This is a genomic window from Acidobacteriota bacterium (genome assembly GCA_016184105.1).
Lineage (GTDB): Bacteria > Acidobacteriota > Vicinamibacteria > Vicinamibacterales > 2-12-FULL-66-21 > JACPDI01.
Window position 1 is genome coordinate 18,742 of sequence record JACPDI010000002.1, and the last position, 15,522, is coordinate 34,263.

General features: G+C 69.1%; 16 protein-coding genes. 7 read left to right on the plus strand and 9 right to left on the minus strand.

The window, feature by feature from the left end; genetic code table 11:
• The 3 genes from HYU53_00245 to HYU53_00255 form a co-directional block, all read right to left on the minus strand.
• On the minus strand, window positions 1-969 hold the full coding sequence (locus tag HYU53_00245) for an aspartate carbamoyltransferase catalytic subunit (protein MBI2219623.1): 969 nt from the start codon (window positions 967-969) through the stop codon (window positions 1-3).
• A complete protein-coding gene (gene pyrR / locus HYU53_00250; GenBank protein ID MBI2219624.1) occupies window positions 966-1,508 on the minus strand; it encodes a bifunctional pyr operon transcriptional regulator/uracil phosphoribosyltransferase PyrR in 543 nt (180 codons plus the stop codon). Before pyrR ends, HYU53_00245 begins: the two co-directional genes overlap by 4 nt.
• Before the next feature lie 185 nt (window positions 1,509-1,693).
• Window positions 1,694-3,451, minus strand: coding sequence for an alkaline phosphatase family protein (locus HYU53_00255; GenBank protein MBI2219625.1), 1,758 nt, complete (start codon window positions 3,449-3,451; stop codon window positions 1,694-1,696).
• Window positions 3,452-3,470: 19 nt separating this feature from the next.
• On the opposite strand from HYU53_00255, the gene HYU53_00260 reads away from it, so the two are divergent.
• From HYU53_00260 to pyrF, 3 genes are read left to right on the plus strand one after another with little or no spacing between them, the layout of a single operon-like run.
• Window positions 3,471-4,289 (plus strand): dihydroorotate dehydrogenase electron transfer subunit, encoded by an 819-nt coding sequence (locus HYU53_00260; protein MBI2219626.1) that lies wholly within the window; start codon window positions 3,471-3,473, stop codon window positions 4,287-4,289.
• The gene (locus tag HYU53_00265; GenBank protein MBI2219627.1) at window positions 4,289-5,227 is read left to right on the plus strand and encodes a dihydroorotate dehydrogenase; all 939 of its coding nucleotides are present in this window, start codon (window positions 4,289-4,291) and stop codon (window positions 5,225-5,227) included. The genes HYU53_00260 and HYU53_00265 overlap by 1 nt, the downstream gene beginning before the upstream one ends.
• The gene (gene pyrF, locus HYU53_00270; GenBank protein ID MBI2219628.1) at window positions 5,212-5,910 is read left to right on the plus strand and encodes an orotidine-5'-phosphate decarboxylase; all 699 of its coding nucleotides are present in this window, start codon (window positions 5,212-5,214) and stop codon (window positions 5,908-5,910) included. The genes HYU53_00265 and pyrF overlap by 16 nt, the downstream gene beginning before the upstream one ends.
• Here the strand turns inward: pyrF and pal are convergent.
• Window positions 5,897-6,439, minus strand: a complete 543-nt coding sequence (pal, locus tag HYU53_00275; GenBank protein MBI2219629.1) for a peptidoglycan-associated lipoprotein Pal — start codon at window positions 6,437-6,439, stop codon at window positions 5,897-5,899. The two genes, pyrF and pal, sit on opposite strands and share 14 nt — an antisense overlap.
• A gap of 70 nt (window positions 6,440-6,509) precedes the next feature.
• On the opposite strand from pal, the gene HYU53_00280 reads away from it, so the two are divergent.
• Window positions 6,510-7,262 carry a class I SAM-dependent methyltransferase gene (locus HYU53_00280; protein MBI2219630.1) on the plus strand — a complete coding sequence of 251 codons (753 nt, stop codon included), beginning with the start codon at window positions 6,510-6,512 and terminating at the stop codon, window positions 7,260-7,262.
• 33 nt (window positions 7,263-7,295) lie between these two features.
• Here HYU53_00280 and HYU53_00285 read toward each other — a convergent pair whose 3' ends face one another.
• The 3 genes from HYU53_00285 to HYU53_00295 are packed head-to-tail and all read right to left on the minus strand — an operon-like array spanning window position 7,296 to window position 10,388.
• On the minus strand, window positions 7,296-9,248 hold the full coding sequence (locus tag HYU53_00285; protein ID MBI2219631.1) for a hypothetical protein: 1,953 nt from the start codon (window positions 9,246-9,248) through the stop codon (window positions 7,296-7,298).
• 10 nt (window positions 9,249-9,258) lie between these two features.
• Window positions 9,259-10,131 (minus strand): ATP-dependent sacrificial sulfur transferase LarE, encoded by an 873-nt coding sequence (larE, locus tag HYU53_00290; GenBank protein ID MBI2219632.1) that lies wholly within the window; start codon window positions 10,129-10,131, stop codon window positions 9,259-9,261.
• Window positions 10,128-10,388 (minus strand): hypothetical protein, encoded by a 261-nt coding sequence (locus HYU53_00295; GenBank protein ID MBI2219633.1) that lies wholly within the window; start codon window positions 10,386-10,388, stop codon window positions 10,128-10,130. The genes larE and HYU53_00295 overlap by 4 nt, the downstream gene beginning before the upstream one ends.
• Before the next feature lie 74 nt (window positions 10,389-10,462).
• Here HYU53_00295 and HYU53_00300 point away from each other — a divergent pair, with 74 nt between their 5' ends.
• Window positions 10,463-11,167, plus strand: a complete 705-nt coding sequence (locus tag HYU53_00300; GenBank protein ID MBI2219634.1) for a response regulator — start codon at window positions 10,463-10,465, stop codon at window positions 11,165-11,167.
• Window positions 11,168-11,228: 61 nt separating this feature from the next.
• On the opposite strand, the gene cadA is transcribed toward HYU53_00300, so the two are convergent.
• The gene (cadA, locus tag HYU53_00305; protein ID MBI2219635.1) at window positions 11,229-13,367 is read right to left on the minus strand and encodes a cadmium-translocating P-type ATPase; all 2,139 of its coding nucleotides are present in this window, start codon (window positions 13,365-13,367) and stop codon (window positions 11,229-11,231) included.
• Window positions 13,367-13,720, minus strand: coding sequence for a helix-turn-helix transcriptional regulator (locus HYU53_00310; protein ID MBI2219636.1), 354 nt, complete (start codon window positions 13,718-13,720; stop codon window positions 13,367-13,369). Before HYU53_00310 ends, cadA begins: the two co-directional genes overlap by 1 nt.
• 64 nt (window positions 13,721-13,784) lie before the next feature.
• On the opposite strand from HYU53_00310, the gene HYU53_00315 reads away from it, so the two are divergent.
• Both HYU53_00315 and HYU53_00320 read left to right on the plus strand, forming a co-directional pair.
• Entirely contained in the window at window positions 13,785-14,759 is a 975-nt protein-coding gene (locus tag HYU53_00315) for an ABC transporter ATP-binding protein (GenBank protein MBI2219637.1), read from the plus strand.
• Window positions 14,752-15,519 (plus strand): ABC transporter permease subunit, encoded by a 768-nt coding sequence (locus HYU53_00320; protein MBI2219638.1) that lies wholly within the window; start codon window positions 14,752-14,754, stop codon window positions 15,517-15,519. The genes HYU53_00315 and HYU53_00320 overlap by 8 nt, the downstream gene beginning before the upstream one ends.
• The last annotated feature ends 3 nt before the right edge of the window (window positions 15,520-15,522 follow it).

A 15,522-nucleotide genomic window follows, 5' to 3' on the forward strand; every position in this document is an offset into this window, starting at 1 on the left:
TCACGCCGCCTGTTCTTCGCCGCCGCCTGCGAGCAGGTACAGCACCGCCATGCGCACGGCCACGCCGTTCGCCACCTGCTCGAGGATGACGGAATAGGGCCCGTCGGCCACCTCGGACGCGATCTCCACGCCGCGGTTCATGGGGCCCGGATGCATGATGATGGCGTCCGCCTTCGCGAGCTTCGCCCGCTCGGGCGTGAGGCCGAACTCCTCGAAGTACTCGCGCGTGTTCGGGAAGAAGTGGCCGTGCATGCGCTCCTGCTGGATGCGCAGCATCATCACCACGTCCGCCCCGTCCACCGCCTCTTCGATCCGCGTGGTCGCCCTGACGCCGAACCGCCCGATGGCGGGCGGCAGCAGCGTGGCCGGCGCGCACACGTGGACCTCCGCGCCCAGCGTGTCGAGGAGAATCGCGTTCGACCGGAAAACGCGGCTGTGGAACAGGTCGCCGACGATGGCGACCTTCAGCCCGGCGATCGTCCCCTTGTGCTCGCGGATGGTGAATGCGTCGAGCAGCGCCTGCGTGGGATGCTCGTGGAGCCCGTCGCCGGCGTTCACCACGTGCGATCGGCCGATCCGGGCGACCAGGTGGGCCGCACCGGACGACGAGTGGCGCATCACGATGATGTCGGGGGACATCGCCTCGAGGTTGAGCACGGTGTCGACGAGCGTCTCCCCCTTCACGACGCTCGACACCGCCGTCGCAATGCTCAGCGTGTCGGCGCTGAGACGCTTCTCGGCCACCTCGAACGACGTGCGGGTGCGCGTGCTCGGCTCGAAGAACAGGTTCACCACCGTCCGGCCGCGCAGCGTCGGGACCTTCTTGATCGGCCGCGACGCGATTTCCTTCATCGCGTCGGCGGTGTCGAGGATGAGGAGGATCTCCTCCTGCGTCAGGCCCTGGATGCCCAGCAGGTGGCGCCCGCGCAGCGACCTCGTCCCGGCGACGGGAAGCGCTTCGGCCGTCATACCGCCACCTCTTCTTCGATGCTGACCTCGTCGCGGCCGTCGACCTCCGCCAGCCTGACCTGGACGCTCTGACGCGGCGAGGTCGGCAGGTTCTTGCCGACGTAGTCCGCCTTGATCGGCAGCTCCCGGTGCCCGCGGTCCACGAGCACGACGAGCTGGATGCTGCGGGGCCGCCCGAAATCGATCAGCGCGTCGAGCGCCGCGCGGACGGTGCGCCCGGTGTACAGCACGTCGTCCACGAGCAGGATGCGCCGGTCGTCGATCGAGAACGGGATTTCCGTCTTGCGGACGACGGGCTGCGGGCCGACGGGCTGGCGCATCAGGTCGTCGCGGTAGAGCGTGATGTCGAGCGCGCCGGTGGGAATCTCGTGACCGGCGATCGACGCGATGTTCTGCGCGAGGCGCCGGGCAATCGGCACGCCGCGCGCGCGCACGCCGACAAGGGCCAGCTCGTCGAACGCGCGCGTGCGCTCGACGATCTCGTGGGCGATGCGCATGAGCGTGCGCCCGACGCGCTCGGCGTCCATTACAATCGGCATGGCGTGACCTGGGAAAGCGGGATGAGCGGAAGGACGCGTGACTTCACGACAGACCTCTTCGCGGCCTCGCGGGACCGCGGTTAAAGAGCAGGAACGAGTGTATCACGGACGGAATAAGGGGGACAGTCACACTTTCCGAAGCAGCGACCCAGGAAAGTGTGACTGTCCCCCTTATTCTCACCTCTTCACCGATCGTACGACGGGATGAACACGATCGGCCGGCTCTCCGAGAACTCCTTCTCGAACAGGTCGGCGCGCGCGTACCCATCCATGTCGCGGCCGACCGGGAGCCCCAGGTAGTAGAGGATCGTCGGCGTCACGTCCACGACCGCACCGCGCTGGATCTTGCCCGAACGCACGTGCGTACCGTAGGCCAGCAGGAAGCCGTCGGGCGCGCGCTCGTGCGTGCCGCTCATCCGCGCGTCGCCGAGGACGCGCGCGAGCACGCGCTTGGGCACCGTCATCGGCTCCATCCCGAATCCCGAGACAATGAGCAACAGGTCGCCGGGACCCAGGCCCTCGAGCGCGGCACCGACCTCCGCGTCGAGAAACGCGTAATACCGGTCGAGCACGCCGCCAAACGCCCTCAGCTCCGTTTCCGGCACGTCGCCAAAGGCGCGGGGCGTCGCGTAACGGAGATACGTGTGGCCGACGGCGTCGAGCCCCGTGTAGCGAATCGCCAGAATGTCCGGGGATTGCTGCGCGGCGACGTCGCGCGCCAGGCGGCCGTAGATTCGATCCCACCGCGTCGGCTGGTCCTGGACCGTCTCGAGGCCGCTGCCGGACGCATTGGCCGGGATTGGCGCGATCTCGACAATCGCCGGCCCCTCGGAGAACGCCGCGCGAGCCGCCGGGAGCAGATCCGCCGGGTACGCAATCGATTCGTCCGCCAGCCGCACCAGCGATCGTGACACCAGGTGAAGGCGATCGGAAATGATGAACCCGTTGACCGCATGCGCCGGATACGTGACGGGCCAGCGCACGATGCCGGTGCGCAGCCCGCGGCTGCCCGCAAGCTCCCAGAGCGGGCGGGCGCGCCATGATGCCGACGAATGCGGCGCCGTCCGGACGACGCCAAAGCGCACCAGCGCGTGCGCCAGGCAGTAATCGGGCAGCAGCTCGACATCGGCCTCGCGCGATCGCACGTAGTACGTGGCGCCGCTCGGCACGCCGTTCTCCGGCGGGTACTTTCCGGTGGCGACCGCGGTCCACACTGGCTCGGGCTGCGTGGGCCTGAGCGTGGCCAGGTCCATCGCCGCCCCGCGGTCGAGGATGCGGCCGAAGTTTGGGAACCGCCCTTCCGCCGCGCGCGGCCACAGGTACTCCAGCGAGGCGCCCTCGAGCAGGATCAGCACGACGCGTCCGGCGCCTGCCGCCGGCCTCTCAGCCGGCGACAGATCGAGCCGTCGCGCCACGATCGGCCGCCGCTCGCCCACACCGCGCACGGCGAGCGGGAGCGCCATGGAGGTTGCCAGCGAGATCCCCAGCACCGCGGCGGCGGCGCGGCTTCCCCGACGGCCGACCGAGTAGTAAATGATCGCGATCGACAGCAGCACGACGGCGACGCCGGTGGCACCCACCGCCCCCGCGGCCATGCGCTGCGCCGCCTCGTCTCCGATGGTCACCGAGAACGCGCGCAGGTTCATCCACATCAGCAGCGCGGTCGCCGAGCACAGCACCGTGCCGGTCCACGCCTGCAGCCGCACGCTGATCCACGCCGGCGCGCTCACCGGCAGGCCCACGATCTCCAGCAGCATCATCACGAGATATCCGGCGATCGCGAGGTGCAGCCCGTAGAGCAGCGCGACGGCCGCGTACCACTCCGCCACGACGCGGCTGTGCAGCGGCACGTGCGGATTGAGCTGGAGGATCAGGACGGTGAGATACGCGGCGCCGATGAGACCCGTGACGACGGCGTTCGCGAGCAGGCGGAGGTAGCGCACAAGGTTATACTGCTCCCATATGCCCATCGACGTCGAGGCCGCGGTCGTCTCGAACACGACGCTCTCCGACGACTTCAACGTGCTTTCGCTCGACGCGCCCGGCATCGCGGAGGCGGCGCAGCCCGGCCAGTTCGTGATGATCAAGGCGAACGACGGCACCGACCCGCTGCTGCGGCGGCCGTTCTCGATCTTCCAGGTCCTGCGCGACGCCGCGGGACGTCGCACGGGCTTCACGGTGCTCAACAAGCGCATCGGGCGCGGCACCAGCCGGCTGTTCGACGCCGCGCGCGGCGCGCGCATCGCCTGCCTCGGCCCGCTCGGCCGCCCGTTCGACCTCGTCGCTCCGGGCGCAGAGGCCTGGATGGTCGCCGGCGGCGTCGGGCTGGCGCCGTTTGCCACGCTCGCCGAGGCGCTTCGAGAGCGCGGGACGCCGATGACGCTCTTCTACGGCGCGCGGCGCGCGTGCGAACTGTTTTTCGTCGAGCTGTTCGAACAGCTCGGCGTTCGCGTCGTGCTCGCCACCGAGGACGGCAGCCGCGGCGATCACGGCCGCGTGACCGTCCCGCTCAAGCGCGCGCTGCAGCAGGGGGGGGCGTCCGCGCGCCTGTTTGCCTGCGGCCCGACGCCGATGATGAACGCCGTCGCCGCGCTCGCGCGGGCGCACGGCCGGCCGTGCACCGTCTCGCTCGAACAGGTCATGGGCTGCGGCCTCGGCGGGTGCTACAGCTGCGTCGTCGGCGTTCGTGCGGAGGACGGCCGGACGCACCTCGTGCGGTCCTGCGTGGACGGCCCCGTCTTCGACGCGCGGCAGATCGCCTGGGAAGAGCTGGTTCATTGATGGATTTGACGACTCCTCTCGGCCCGCTGACCTTGAAGAACCCGCTCATCGCCGCCAGCGGCTGCTTCGGTTACGGACTGGAGTACGCGGAGATCGTCGACCTCTCGTCGCTCGGCGCCATCGCCGTCAAAGGCTTGTTCCTCAACGAGCGCGAAGGACACCGGCCGCCCCGAATCGTCGAAACGCCGTCCGGCATGCTGAACGCGATCGGGCTCCAGGGGATCGGTGTGCACCGCTTCGTTCGCGAGAAGCTCCCGGAGCTGCGGCGTCTCGGCGCGACCGTCATCGTCAACATCTGCGGCAGCACGCTGGACGAGTACGTGGAAGTGGCGAACGTGCTGTCGGACGCGGAGGGGGTCGCAGCACTCGAGTTGAACATCTCGTGCCCGAACATCAAGGAAGGCGGCATCCAGTTCGGGTGCAGCCTGCCGGGCACGCACCAGGTGGTATCCGCCATCCGCAAGGCCACGCGGCTGCCGGTCATCCCCAAGCTCACGCCGAACGTAACCGACGTCGCGTCATTCGCGCGCGCGGCGGAGGAGGCCGGCGCCGACGCCGTCTCCCTCGTGAACACGTTTCTCGCGATGGCGATCGACGTGCACACACGGCGGCCCAAGCTGACCAACGTCGTCGGCGGCCTGAGCGGGCCCGCGATCCGGCCGATCGCGGTGCGCATGGTGTACGAATGCCGTCAGGCGGTGAAGATCCCGATTATCGGCATGGGCGGCATCGCGTGCGCGGACGACGCGATCGAGTTCATGATTGCGGGGGCGAACGCGGTGCAGGTGGGAACGGCGAATTTCGTCGATCCGTTCATCTGGCCGAAGCTGCGCTCGGGCATCGAGGCCTACATGCAGCGCCACGGCCTCACGCGCCTGGCCGACATCGTCGGCACCGTGGACACGCGGAAGAAGGACGTGGTGTGGACCAGCTCATAGTGGCGCTGGATGTCGATTCCGCGGCGAAGGCGCGCCGGCTGGCCGATACGCTCCGCGGCGCCGTCGGCGCGTTCAAGATCGGCAGCCGCCTGTTCACCGCGGAAGGGCCGGCATTTGTCAGGGAGCTTGCCGAGCGCGGCGACCGTGTCTTCCTCGACCTGAAGTTCCACGACATTCCACATACCGTGGCGGGCGCGGTGGAAGCCGCGACACGGATGGGCGTGTGGATGGTGAACGTCCATGCGGCGGGCGGTGGATCGATGATGCGCGCCGCGCGCGATGCCGCGGACAGCGCGTCGGCACAGGCGGGACGGGCGCGGCCGATCGTCATCGCGGTGACCGTGCTGACGAGCCTCTCGGCCGGCGAGCTTCGGGAAACGGGCGTGCCGCGCGAGCCGCTGGAGCACGTCACGCACCTCGCGCGGCTCGCGAAGGAGGCCGGGCTCGACGGCGTCGTGGCGTCGCCGCAGGAAACGGCGGCCATCCGGGCCGCGTGCGGGCCCCGGTTCGCGATCGTGACGCCGGGTATTCGAGGGCCGAACGACGCCAAGGGGGACCAGACGCGGACGCTGTCGCCCCGCGACGCGATCGCGGCTGGCGCGAGCTACATCGTCGTCGGCAGGCCTGTGATCGGCGCGCCGGATCCCCGGCGCGCCGCAGAAGAGATCGTTACTTCGCTGTGAAGATGAAGTGGCCGCGACGGTTCTGCGACCAGCAGCTCTCGTTCTCCTCGGTGCAGAACGGCTGCTCTTCGCCCTTGCTCACCATCTGGAGGCGATCGGTGGGCACGCCGAGGCTGACGAGGTAGTCGCGCACCGCGGCGGCACGGCGTTCGCCGAGCGCAAGGTTGTACTCGTTGGTGCCGCGCGAGTCGCAGTGCCCCTCGACGAGGATGCGCGTGCTCGCCCAGCGCTGCAGCCAGGCCGCGTTCTTCTGAAGGTCCGCCCGGGCCTGCTCGGAGAGCGCCGCGCTGTCATAGTCGAATGACACGTCGGTCAGCGGCTTCTCGGCGTTGAGCTCGTCGAGCGTCTTCTTCGCAAAGATCTCATCCTCAGTCGGCGGCTTCGGCGCCGGCGGAGGCGGCGGCGGGGGCGGTGGGGGCGGTGGCGGCGGTGGCGGCGGCGCCGGCTCGGCAGCGGGCGGGGGCGCCGGAGCGGCCTCGGGCTGCTTCTTGCCGCACCCGACAGCCGCGATGAGGGCACCACACAGCATAAGCGTGCAGAGAATTCGGAGCGTTCGTTCCATGGCGCTGAGCTTAACGACTCGCTGAGGACCTGTCAATTTGGATCGACTTCTCGAGGCCACGGCACGCGCCGAACGCGAGCATTTCTGGTGGCGCGGTTTCCGCGCGTTCGTCCGGCCGGCGATCGCCCGCGCCGCCGCCCGGGGGCGGGTAGAGGTCCTGGACTGCGGCTGCGGCACGGGCGCCAACCTCGCGATGCTGCGCGAGTTTGGCCCGGCGGCCGGCATCGACCTGGCGTGGGCAGGGCTGGCATTTGCGCGCGAGCGCGGTGAGCGACAGGTCGCCCGCGCCAGCGCAGATGCGCTGCCGTTTGCCGATGCCACCTTCGACCTGGTGACGTCGTTCGACATGCTGCAGTGCCTGCCGGACGCCGCCGAGCGCGGGGCATTTGCCGAGATGCATCGCGTGCTCAAGCCCGGGGGGCACGCGGTGCTGAACGTTGCCGCAATGGACATCCTGTGGGGGAACCACTCGATCCTCGCCCACGAAGTGCGCCGCTACTCGAAGCGCGGGCTGCGCGAGCGGCTGCTTGCGGCCGGTCTGCAGCCGCTGCGGATTACCTACACGAACGCGACGCTGTTCCCCATCCTCGCGCCGCTCCGGATCACGCAACGCGCGATCGGCCTTGCGGCCTCGGACGCGGACGCCAGGGCCGAGCAGGAGGTTGCCCTCCCGTCCCGGCCGGTGAACGCGGTTATGACAGGGCTGCTGCGCCTCGAGGCCGCCGCCGTGCGCGCCATCGATATGCCGTTTGGAAGCTCGCTGCTGGCGGTGGCGAAGAGATCCTTGTAGTGAGCAGTGGCCAGTGGCCAGACTGACCACTGATCACTGATCAGTGCGGTATAACTCGAGCCCGTCTGCCGACGCCACCAGCCGAAGCCGCAGCAGATCGATTGCCGTGGCCCTCAGCTCGGGCGAAGCCGTCCTCGAGTTGATGACGACGTAGCGGATTCGTCCCTTCTGAAGGAAAGATCCCGCGTCCTGCCTGGCAGCCTCCGCGAGCGTTCGGTCCACCGGCTGCCGTTCGCTCATGAGGGTGAGCATCCGGAGCGTCGGATGCGAGAGCTGACTGCGTATCCGCCTTCGTGGCACGCGCGAAAGATAGCCGCCGACGAGGCGTTTCTCGTGACGTGTCTGGTAGTACATCTTCGCCGTGTTCGGAACACCTGTCTGCGACCTGCCGTCCCAGATGCCGAACGGAATTTCCAGCACCGTTACCTCGTCCGGGTCGGACGCAATCGTGTCATAGACAACCGGCACGCGGGCGCTCGCGGTGACGCGCGGCACCGGAAGCAGCTCGAACGCAAGGGCGCCGGCGACAATCCCGACAGTCAGCCGGCGCCGGGCGACACGGTCCATCGCCCACGCAAACAGCAGCGCGACGGCGATGAGCATCGGAATCGCAAATCGCGCCGGCGTGCGCGCTGCGCCCAGGATGGGCAGGTATCGAAGCAGGGCCCATGGACCCGGGATATGGGTGTTCAGGTGCGCGACCGTGATGAAGGGTCCGAGCGCGAGCAGCCCGAAGAACGCCGCGAGGCCGAGCGACGTTTTCGGCCGCGGCCGCCGCGCGAGCGCGAGGCCGATCACGACCAGCGCGACATACGGCACCGAGGCCACGTTCTCCGGAAAGCTGTCCGGGCGCGTCGTCAGGAAATCCCGGAACGCCTCCGGCGCGAGCGGGTGGTTCGGGTTGGGTACGAAGAAGGCCAACAGATCCACGCCGGGCGGGCTGCTGCGCCAGAGCACCGGCTCCTGCAACCGCCCGCCGGCCTGCATGCGCGCGCGCGCCGTGTGAATGACAGGCGCGAGCAGCGCGGCACAGACGGCACCGCCGACCGCCAGCTGAAGCAGCCGGAAACGATCTGCCCCTCCATCGATATGCCAGCGACCGCGCCCGCGCAGCGCGAGCCAGGCGCGGATCGCGACGAGCACGCTGAAGGCCAGCATCGGCGTGTAGAGCGTGGTCGCCCGGATCGTCAGGCCGCCCAGTTCGAGACGGCCCCCTCCGGTGACGAGAATGATCGCGGCGATGACAATCGGGAACGCCATCAGCCCGGTCACGATCGTCGCGAGCGGGCTCGGCCCTCGGCGCTGCGGCAATGGCTCGAAGCGGGCGAGGCGGGCGACGCCGACCCAGACGAGCAGCGGCACGCAATAGACGCCGTAGTACGCGTCGCACAGGGCCGCCCACGCGGCGCACACCCCCGCGAGGGCGGCGTCGGCGAGCGTGCGCCGATCGGCAGCCCGCAGCACGAACAGGAGAAAGAAGGTCAGCGGCGCGGCGGCGACGAGGCTCTGGTGCGCGGTGCTGCGCGCGATCATCGTCGGAGAGAACGCGAAGAGCGCGCCCGCAAGAAACGCGATGGCATCGCGCGCGGTCTTGCGGCGTGCGAGCAGGAAGGCGCCCAGCCCGCCGAGCGCCTGCATGCCGATCCAGATGACGTTGAAGGCGGCGACGAGCCCGAGGCCGGGCACGAGGGCGAGCGCCAGCACATCCTGGAACATCGTGTAGTTGTGAAGCGCCAGGTCGATGCGCGACCCGGGTTGCAGGATGTGGTCGGTCCAGAGCGGAACCGCGTGGTGGTCCAGCAGCTCGTGCCGGAAAATCCAGAGATTCCAGACGTAGATTCCCGTATCGCCCGACGCGTCGCCGGGCAGCGTGCCGCCGAGGTCCGCCGTCAGCGGCCATGCCGCGGCGAACGCCAGCAGGAGGTACCCGACGAATACGGGGACGAGCGGCCAGCGCCGCGGAGGCGCGGGGGTCGCATCGGTCATGTGCGCGGACTTAGACGACTTTCAGCCGAAGTCCCTCGTTGAGGCTGCCGGAACGATAACCGCGCAGGTCGAGCGTCACCTGCCGGTAGCCGATATGGCGAAGCTCCCGCCAGATCCGCTCGCGAATATCCGGCTCGACGGCGCGTGCGAGCTCGCCCGAGCCAATCTCGAGGCGCGCGGTCTCGTCGTGGTGCCGCACGCGACACACGCGAAAGCCCAGGTCGCGCAGCACGGACTCGGCACGTTCGATCATCTCCAGCTTCGCCTCGGTGACCTCGGTGAAGTGCGGGATGCGGGACGAAAGGCAGGCCGACGCGGGCTCGTCCCAGGTGGGCAGGCCGCGGTCGCGCGACAGCTGGCGGATTTCGTCCTTCGTGAGGCCGACCTCGTCGAGCGGGCTGCGCACGCCGAACTCGCGCGCGGCCGTGCGGCCGGGCCGGTAGTCGCCGCGATCATCCGCGTTGCTGCCGTCCACGACGACGGCGATCCCACGCGCGGCGGCGACGGCGGCGAGCCGCGTGTACAGCTCGTGCTTGCAGTAGTAGCAGCGGTCTCCGGCGTTGGCGCGGTACTCGGGCCGCGACATCTCGTCGGTCTGGACGAACTCGTGCTGCAGGTTGAATTCGCGGACGACGCGAAGCGCGATCTCGCGATGGCGGTCGGGATAGCTCGGGCTGTCGGCGGTGACCGCGAGGGCGCGGCCGCCGAGGACATCGGCCGCCACGCAGGCCAGGTACGCGCTGTCCACGCCGCCGCTGAAGGCGACGATGACCGAGCCGAAACCACGCAGCAGATCCTGGAGGCGCTGCTCTTTTTCGCGATGGAGCGGAACCGGGGTCGCGGCAGAACGGGGTGTCGGGATCGCTGCCGCGGCGCGGATCATTCTTCCCACTCTCCGTCGTCCTCGTCGTCCTCGTCGAGGCCGTCCTCGTCGTCGTCGAGGTCTCCCTCGTCTTCGTCTTCTTCGTCCTCGTCTTCGTCCTCGTCCTCGTCGTCTTCATCGGAGAGTTCGAGCTCGAGCGGATCGGTGCCCGTCACGACGAAGCTCTCGCCGCACTCGTCGCATTGGACCGGATCGCCCTCCTCGAGTTCCTCTTCGTCGATGGGCAGATCGGCGTCACATTCCGGGCAGGTGGCCATACGAACTCCTCGCGCAGCGCGCGTCGCGCCGAGTTCGGATTATAGACAGAACCTGATACATTCTGCAATGCAACGTGACCACCAAAACCGTCCTGATCGCAGACGACACCGCGTTCGTCCGCGACCGTTTCGCCAACGCGTTGCTGGCGGCCGGGCATCGCGCCCTCACCGTCAAGAGCGCCGCGGAAGTGCTCGCGCGCGTGCGGGGCGATCGCGATCAGATCGATCTGCTGCTCCTCGATTTGCGCCTGCCGCACGCCGGCGGCGTCGAACTGGTCCGGTCGATCCGGAAACTGGACGACGGCCGGATCGTCATCCTGGTCTTCAGCGGCACGATTGGAAGCGCGGAGGAGGTCCGCACGCTCGCCTCGCTCGGCGTGAAGGGCTATATCAACGAGTACAGCGCCGTGCAGCACATCCTGCCGTCGCTCGCGCCGCACCTCTTCCCCGACAACTTCAACCGGCGCGGCAGCCCGCGCGTGGTGCTCGGCATTCCCGTGGCATACCGGTTCGGCAGCACGATCGCCGCCGCGCTGACGCTCAACCTGGGTAAGGGCGGGCTCGGCATCCGGACGATGAGCCCGCTCGGGCCGGGCACGAAGGTGCGCGCGCGTTTCCGGCTGCCAGGGTCGAAGCGTGACATCGAGACGGAGTCGCGCGTGGCGTGGAGCGACCGCCGCATCGGGATGGGGTTCCAGTTCGAGAAGATGGCCGCGGAGGATCAGGCCGCGATCGACGATTTCGTCGACCGGCACTTCTTTTCGAACAGGAGGGGCTGAGGGCGGGGCGATAAGGGGGACAGTCCCACTTTCCTGGCCATGGAAAGTGGGACTGTCCCCCTTATTCCGCTCTCAACAGCCGCAGGCTGTTGCCGATGACCACCAGCGACGCCCCCATGTCGGCGACGACCGCCATCCAGAGCGTCGCGACCCCTGCGACCGCCAGGATCAGAAACGCGCCCTTGAGGACAAGCGAGAACGCGATGTTCGCGCGCATGTTGCGCAGCGTCGCGCGGCTCAGACGCACCGTGTAGGGAATCTTGAGCAGTTCGTCGGCCATGAGCGCGACGTCGGCGGTTTCGAGCGCGGCGTCCGTGCCGGCCACCCCCATCGCGATGCCCACATCCGCCGCGGCCAGTGCCGGGGCGTCGTTGACGCCGTCGCCAACCATCGCGATCACGCCGTGGCGCTCGCGCAGGCGCTGGACGGCGTGCACCTTGTCCTCCGGCAGCAGCTCCGAGCAGACTTCATCGATCCCGAGGTCGGCGGCGAGCGCACGCGCGGTCGCCTCGTTGTCGCCGGTCAGCAGCGCGACGTGGTGCACGCCGTGGTGGCGCAGGAGCTCGACGGTGTCGCGGGCGGCCTCGCGGGTTTCGTCCGCAACCGCGATGACGCCGCTGACGCCCGACCCGGGCGAGGCGACCAGCACGACCGTGCGTGCCGACGCCGAGAGGCGCTTCAACTCGGCGTCCACGGCGGGCGAGCACAGCCCGCGCTCCTCGATCAACCGGTGGCTGCCGATGATGACGTCCGCGCCGCCGACCACCGCCTGGGCGCCCAGGCCGGGGAGCGCCTGAAAGTCTTCGGCCTTGGCGGGCGTCACCCCTTCGGCAAGCGCGTGCTGCACGATCGCGTGCGCGATCGGGTGCTCCGACCGGGCTTCGAGCGATGCGGCCACCGACAGCAGCTCGGTGCGCGGAACGCCGTTGACCGGCACGACCTCGACGACCCGGACCCGCCCGCGCGTCAGCGTGCCCGTCTTGTCGAAGGCCACGCACCGCACGTCGCCGGTGCGCTCGAGGTGCACGCCCCCCTTGATGAGGACCCCCTTGCGCGCCGCGGCCGCCAGCGCCGACACGATCGAGACCGGCGTCGAGATCACGAGCGCGCACGGGCACGAGATCACCAGGAGCACGAGCGATCGATACCACCAGTCGCGGAACGGCCCCGCGCCGAGAAGCGGCGGCGCGATCGCCACGACGACCGCGAGGACGAGCACGATCGGCGTGTAGACGCGCGCGAAGCGATCGACGAAGCTCTGCGTCGGCGCGCGCTGCGCCTGGGCGCGCTCGACGAGATGGATGATTCGCGCGAGCGTCGTGTCCTGCCGCCGCCGCGACACGATCACCTCGAGCGCGCCGCGGCCGTTGATCGTCCCGGCGAACACCTCGTCGCCGGGCCCCTTGTCGGCCGGGAGCGACTCCCCCGTGACCGGCGCCTGGTTGACGAAGCTGCTGCCCGCGGCCACGTGCCCGTCAACCGGGATCTTCTCGCCGGGGCGGACGATGACCACGTCGCCGACCTGGACGGCATCGATCGCGAGACGCACCTCGGACGCGCCGCGCCGCACGAGCGCTTCGGCGGGGGTCAGATCCATCAGCGCGCGGATCGCGCCGCGCGCCCGCGCCATGCTCCGCGCCTCGAGCAGCTGCGCCAGCGCGAAGAGGAACATGACCGTCGCCGCCTCGAACCACTCGCCGATCGCGAGCGCGCCGACGACGGCGATCAGCATCAGGACGTTGATGTCGAGCGTGCGGTGCCGGAGCGAGATCCACGCGCGCCGGGCCACGGTGAGGCCGCTCGTCAGCGCGGCACCGGCCAGCAGCAGCGCCTGCACCAGCTCGGGCGCGCCCGCCAGCCAGGCGGCGCCGGCGGCGGCGGTCGCCAGCCCGGAGGCCATCACGAGGCGCTGCCGATCGCGCACCGCGTGATCGGGGGCGATCGAATCCTCGTGCTCCAGCCACGCGCGCATGCCCGTCTGCGCGACCGCCTCGGCGATGTCGCTCGCCGAGAGCCGCGCCGCGTCGTACTTTACGCGCATCCGCTGCGCGAGCACGTCGGCGTCGAGCGCTTCGAGACCGCCAAGGCGCTTCAGCCGCCGCTCGAGGATCGTCACTTCTTCGTGGCAATCCATGCCTTCGATCTTGAAGACCGACTCGGCGTGGAGCTCGCAGACCTCGCAGGCCGCCGCGCGCGCCATCAGGCCCTCGCCCCGCGGCGCGCGCCCGCCTGCGCGGCCGCCTCTTCGACGTGGCGGCTCGCCTGCTGAAACAGACTGATGATGTGCTGGTCGTCGAGCGCGTAGAAGATCATCCGTCCGGCGCGCCGCGAGCGCACGAGCCGCATGTTGCGGAGCAGGCGCAACTGGTGCGACACGGCCGATTCAGACAGACCGACCAGCGACGCGAGGTCGCAGACGCAGAGCTCCTGCTGCGCGAGGGCGTCGAGCATGCGCACCCGCGTCACGTCGCCGAGGGTCTTGAACGTCTCGGCCAGCTCGAGGGCGGCATCGGCGGAGAGCAGGTTCGGTGTGACATCTGAGCATATGCTCATACGTCTAGTATAACTGGACCATGCATTTCTGCTACTAATTAGAGATCCACAGGGGGAGATGCCGGTGATAGAGGTCCAACACCTCACGAAACGCTACGGCCGCGTCACGGCCGTCGATGATGTCAGCTTCCAGGTGAAGCGGGGAGAAATCCTCGGCTTCCTCGGCCCGAACGGCGCAGGCAAGACCACGACGATGCGCATCCTGACCGGCTACATGCCCGCAACGGAAGGACGCGCGAGCGTGGCCGGGTACGACGTGTTCAACCAGCCGATCGAAGCCAAGCGCCGCACGGGCTACCTGCCCGAGACGCCGCCGCTGTACCCCGACATGACCGTGCGTGAGTACCTCGCGTTTGTCGCGCGGATCAAGAACATCCCGCCGGCGCAGCGCAAGGCCCGCGTCGATGCCGTGATGGAGCGCACGCACGTGGCCGACATGGCGGACCGCCACTGCGCGAAGCTGTCGAAAGGCTACCGGCAGCGCGTGGGCCTGGCGCAGGCGATCATCCACAACCCGGAGGTCCTGATCCTCGACGAGCCCACGGCCGGCCTCGATCCGAAGCAGATCATCGAGACGCGCCAGCTGATTCGCAGCCTCGCGGGGGATCACACGGTCGTCCTCAGCACGCACATCCTGCCGGAGGTGGCGCAGACCTGCCAGCGGGTCGTCATCATCAACAAGGGACGCGTGGTGGCCGTGGACACACCTGCCAACCTGACCGCCCGGCTGCGCGGGACCGAGGCCATGTACGTGCAGGTCGAAGGGGGCGGCCAGGAAGTGGCGACCGCGCTCGAGGGTGTCCGGGGCGTGCTGCGCGTGACCCTGGCCGACCAGCACAACGGCCTGTCGGGCTACGAGGTCGAGAGCGCGAAGGGGGAAGACGTGCGCCGCGAGCTGGCGCGGACCGTCGTGGGGCGGGGCTGGGGACTGCTCGAGCTGCGCCCGGTGCGCATGAGCCTCGAAGAGATCTTCCTGCACCTCACCACCGAAGAGCCGCCGGCAGGCAACGGATCGAGCGAGGAGGTGGCGCATGCGTAACGTCGTCGCGATCGCGGGCAAGGAGCTGCGGTCGTACTTCGCGTCGCCCGTGGCCTACATCATCACCGGGCTCTTCGCGTTGATCTTCGGCTGGTTCTACGTGAACTCGCTCGCGTGGTTCGTCGAGCGCAGCATGGGGATGGACCAGTTCGGCGGCGGCGGTTCGGTCAACGTGAACCAGGATTTGATCAAGTACCTGCTGCTCAACGCGACGGTCGTGATGCTGTTCCTGCTGCCGATGATCACCATGCGGACCTACGCGGAGGAGAAGCGATCCGGGACGATCGAGCTGCTGCTCACCTCGCCGGTGCGCGATATCGAGATCATCCTCGGCAAGTTCTTCGGCGCGCTCGGCCTGTACTGCGTGATGCTGCTGGTGACGGTGCTGTACCTGGCCGTCCTGTTCATTTACGGAAACCCCGAGTGGAAGCCGATCGCCTCGGCCTACCTCGGGCTGGTGCTGCTCGGCGGCTCGTTCATCTCGTTCGGGCTGTTCATCTCGAGCCTCACGAAAAACCAGATCGTGGCGGGCGTGGGCACCTTCACGCTGGTGCTGATGCTCTGGATCATCGACTGGGTCGGGGACCAGGCGGGCTCGACCGTCCGCGAGGTCGTCGCGTACCTGTCAATCACGAAGCATTTCGAGGACTTCGCGAAGGGCGTCATCGACACGAAGCACGTGGTCTACTACCTCAGCTTCATCGCGTTCGGGCTCTTCCTGACGGCGAAGTCGGTGGACACGGAACGGTGGAGAGGCTGACGT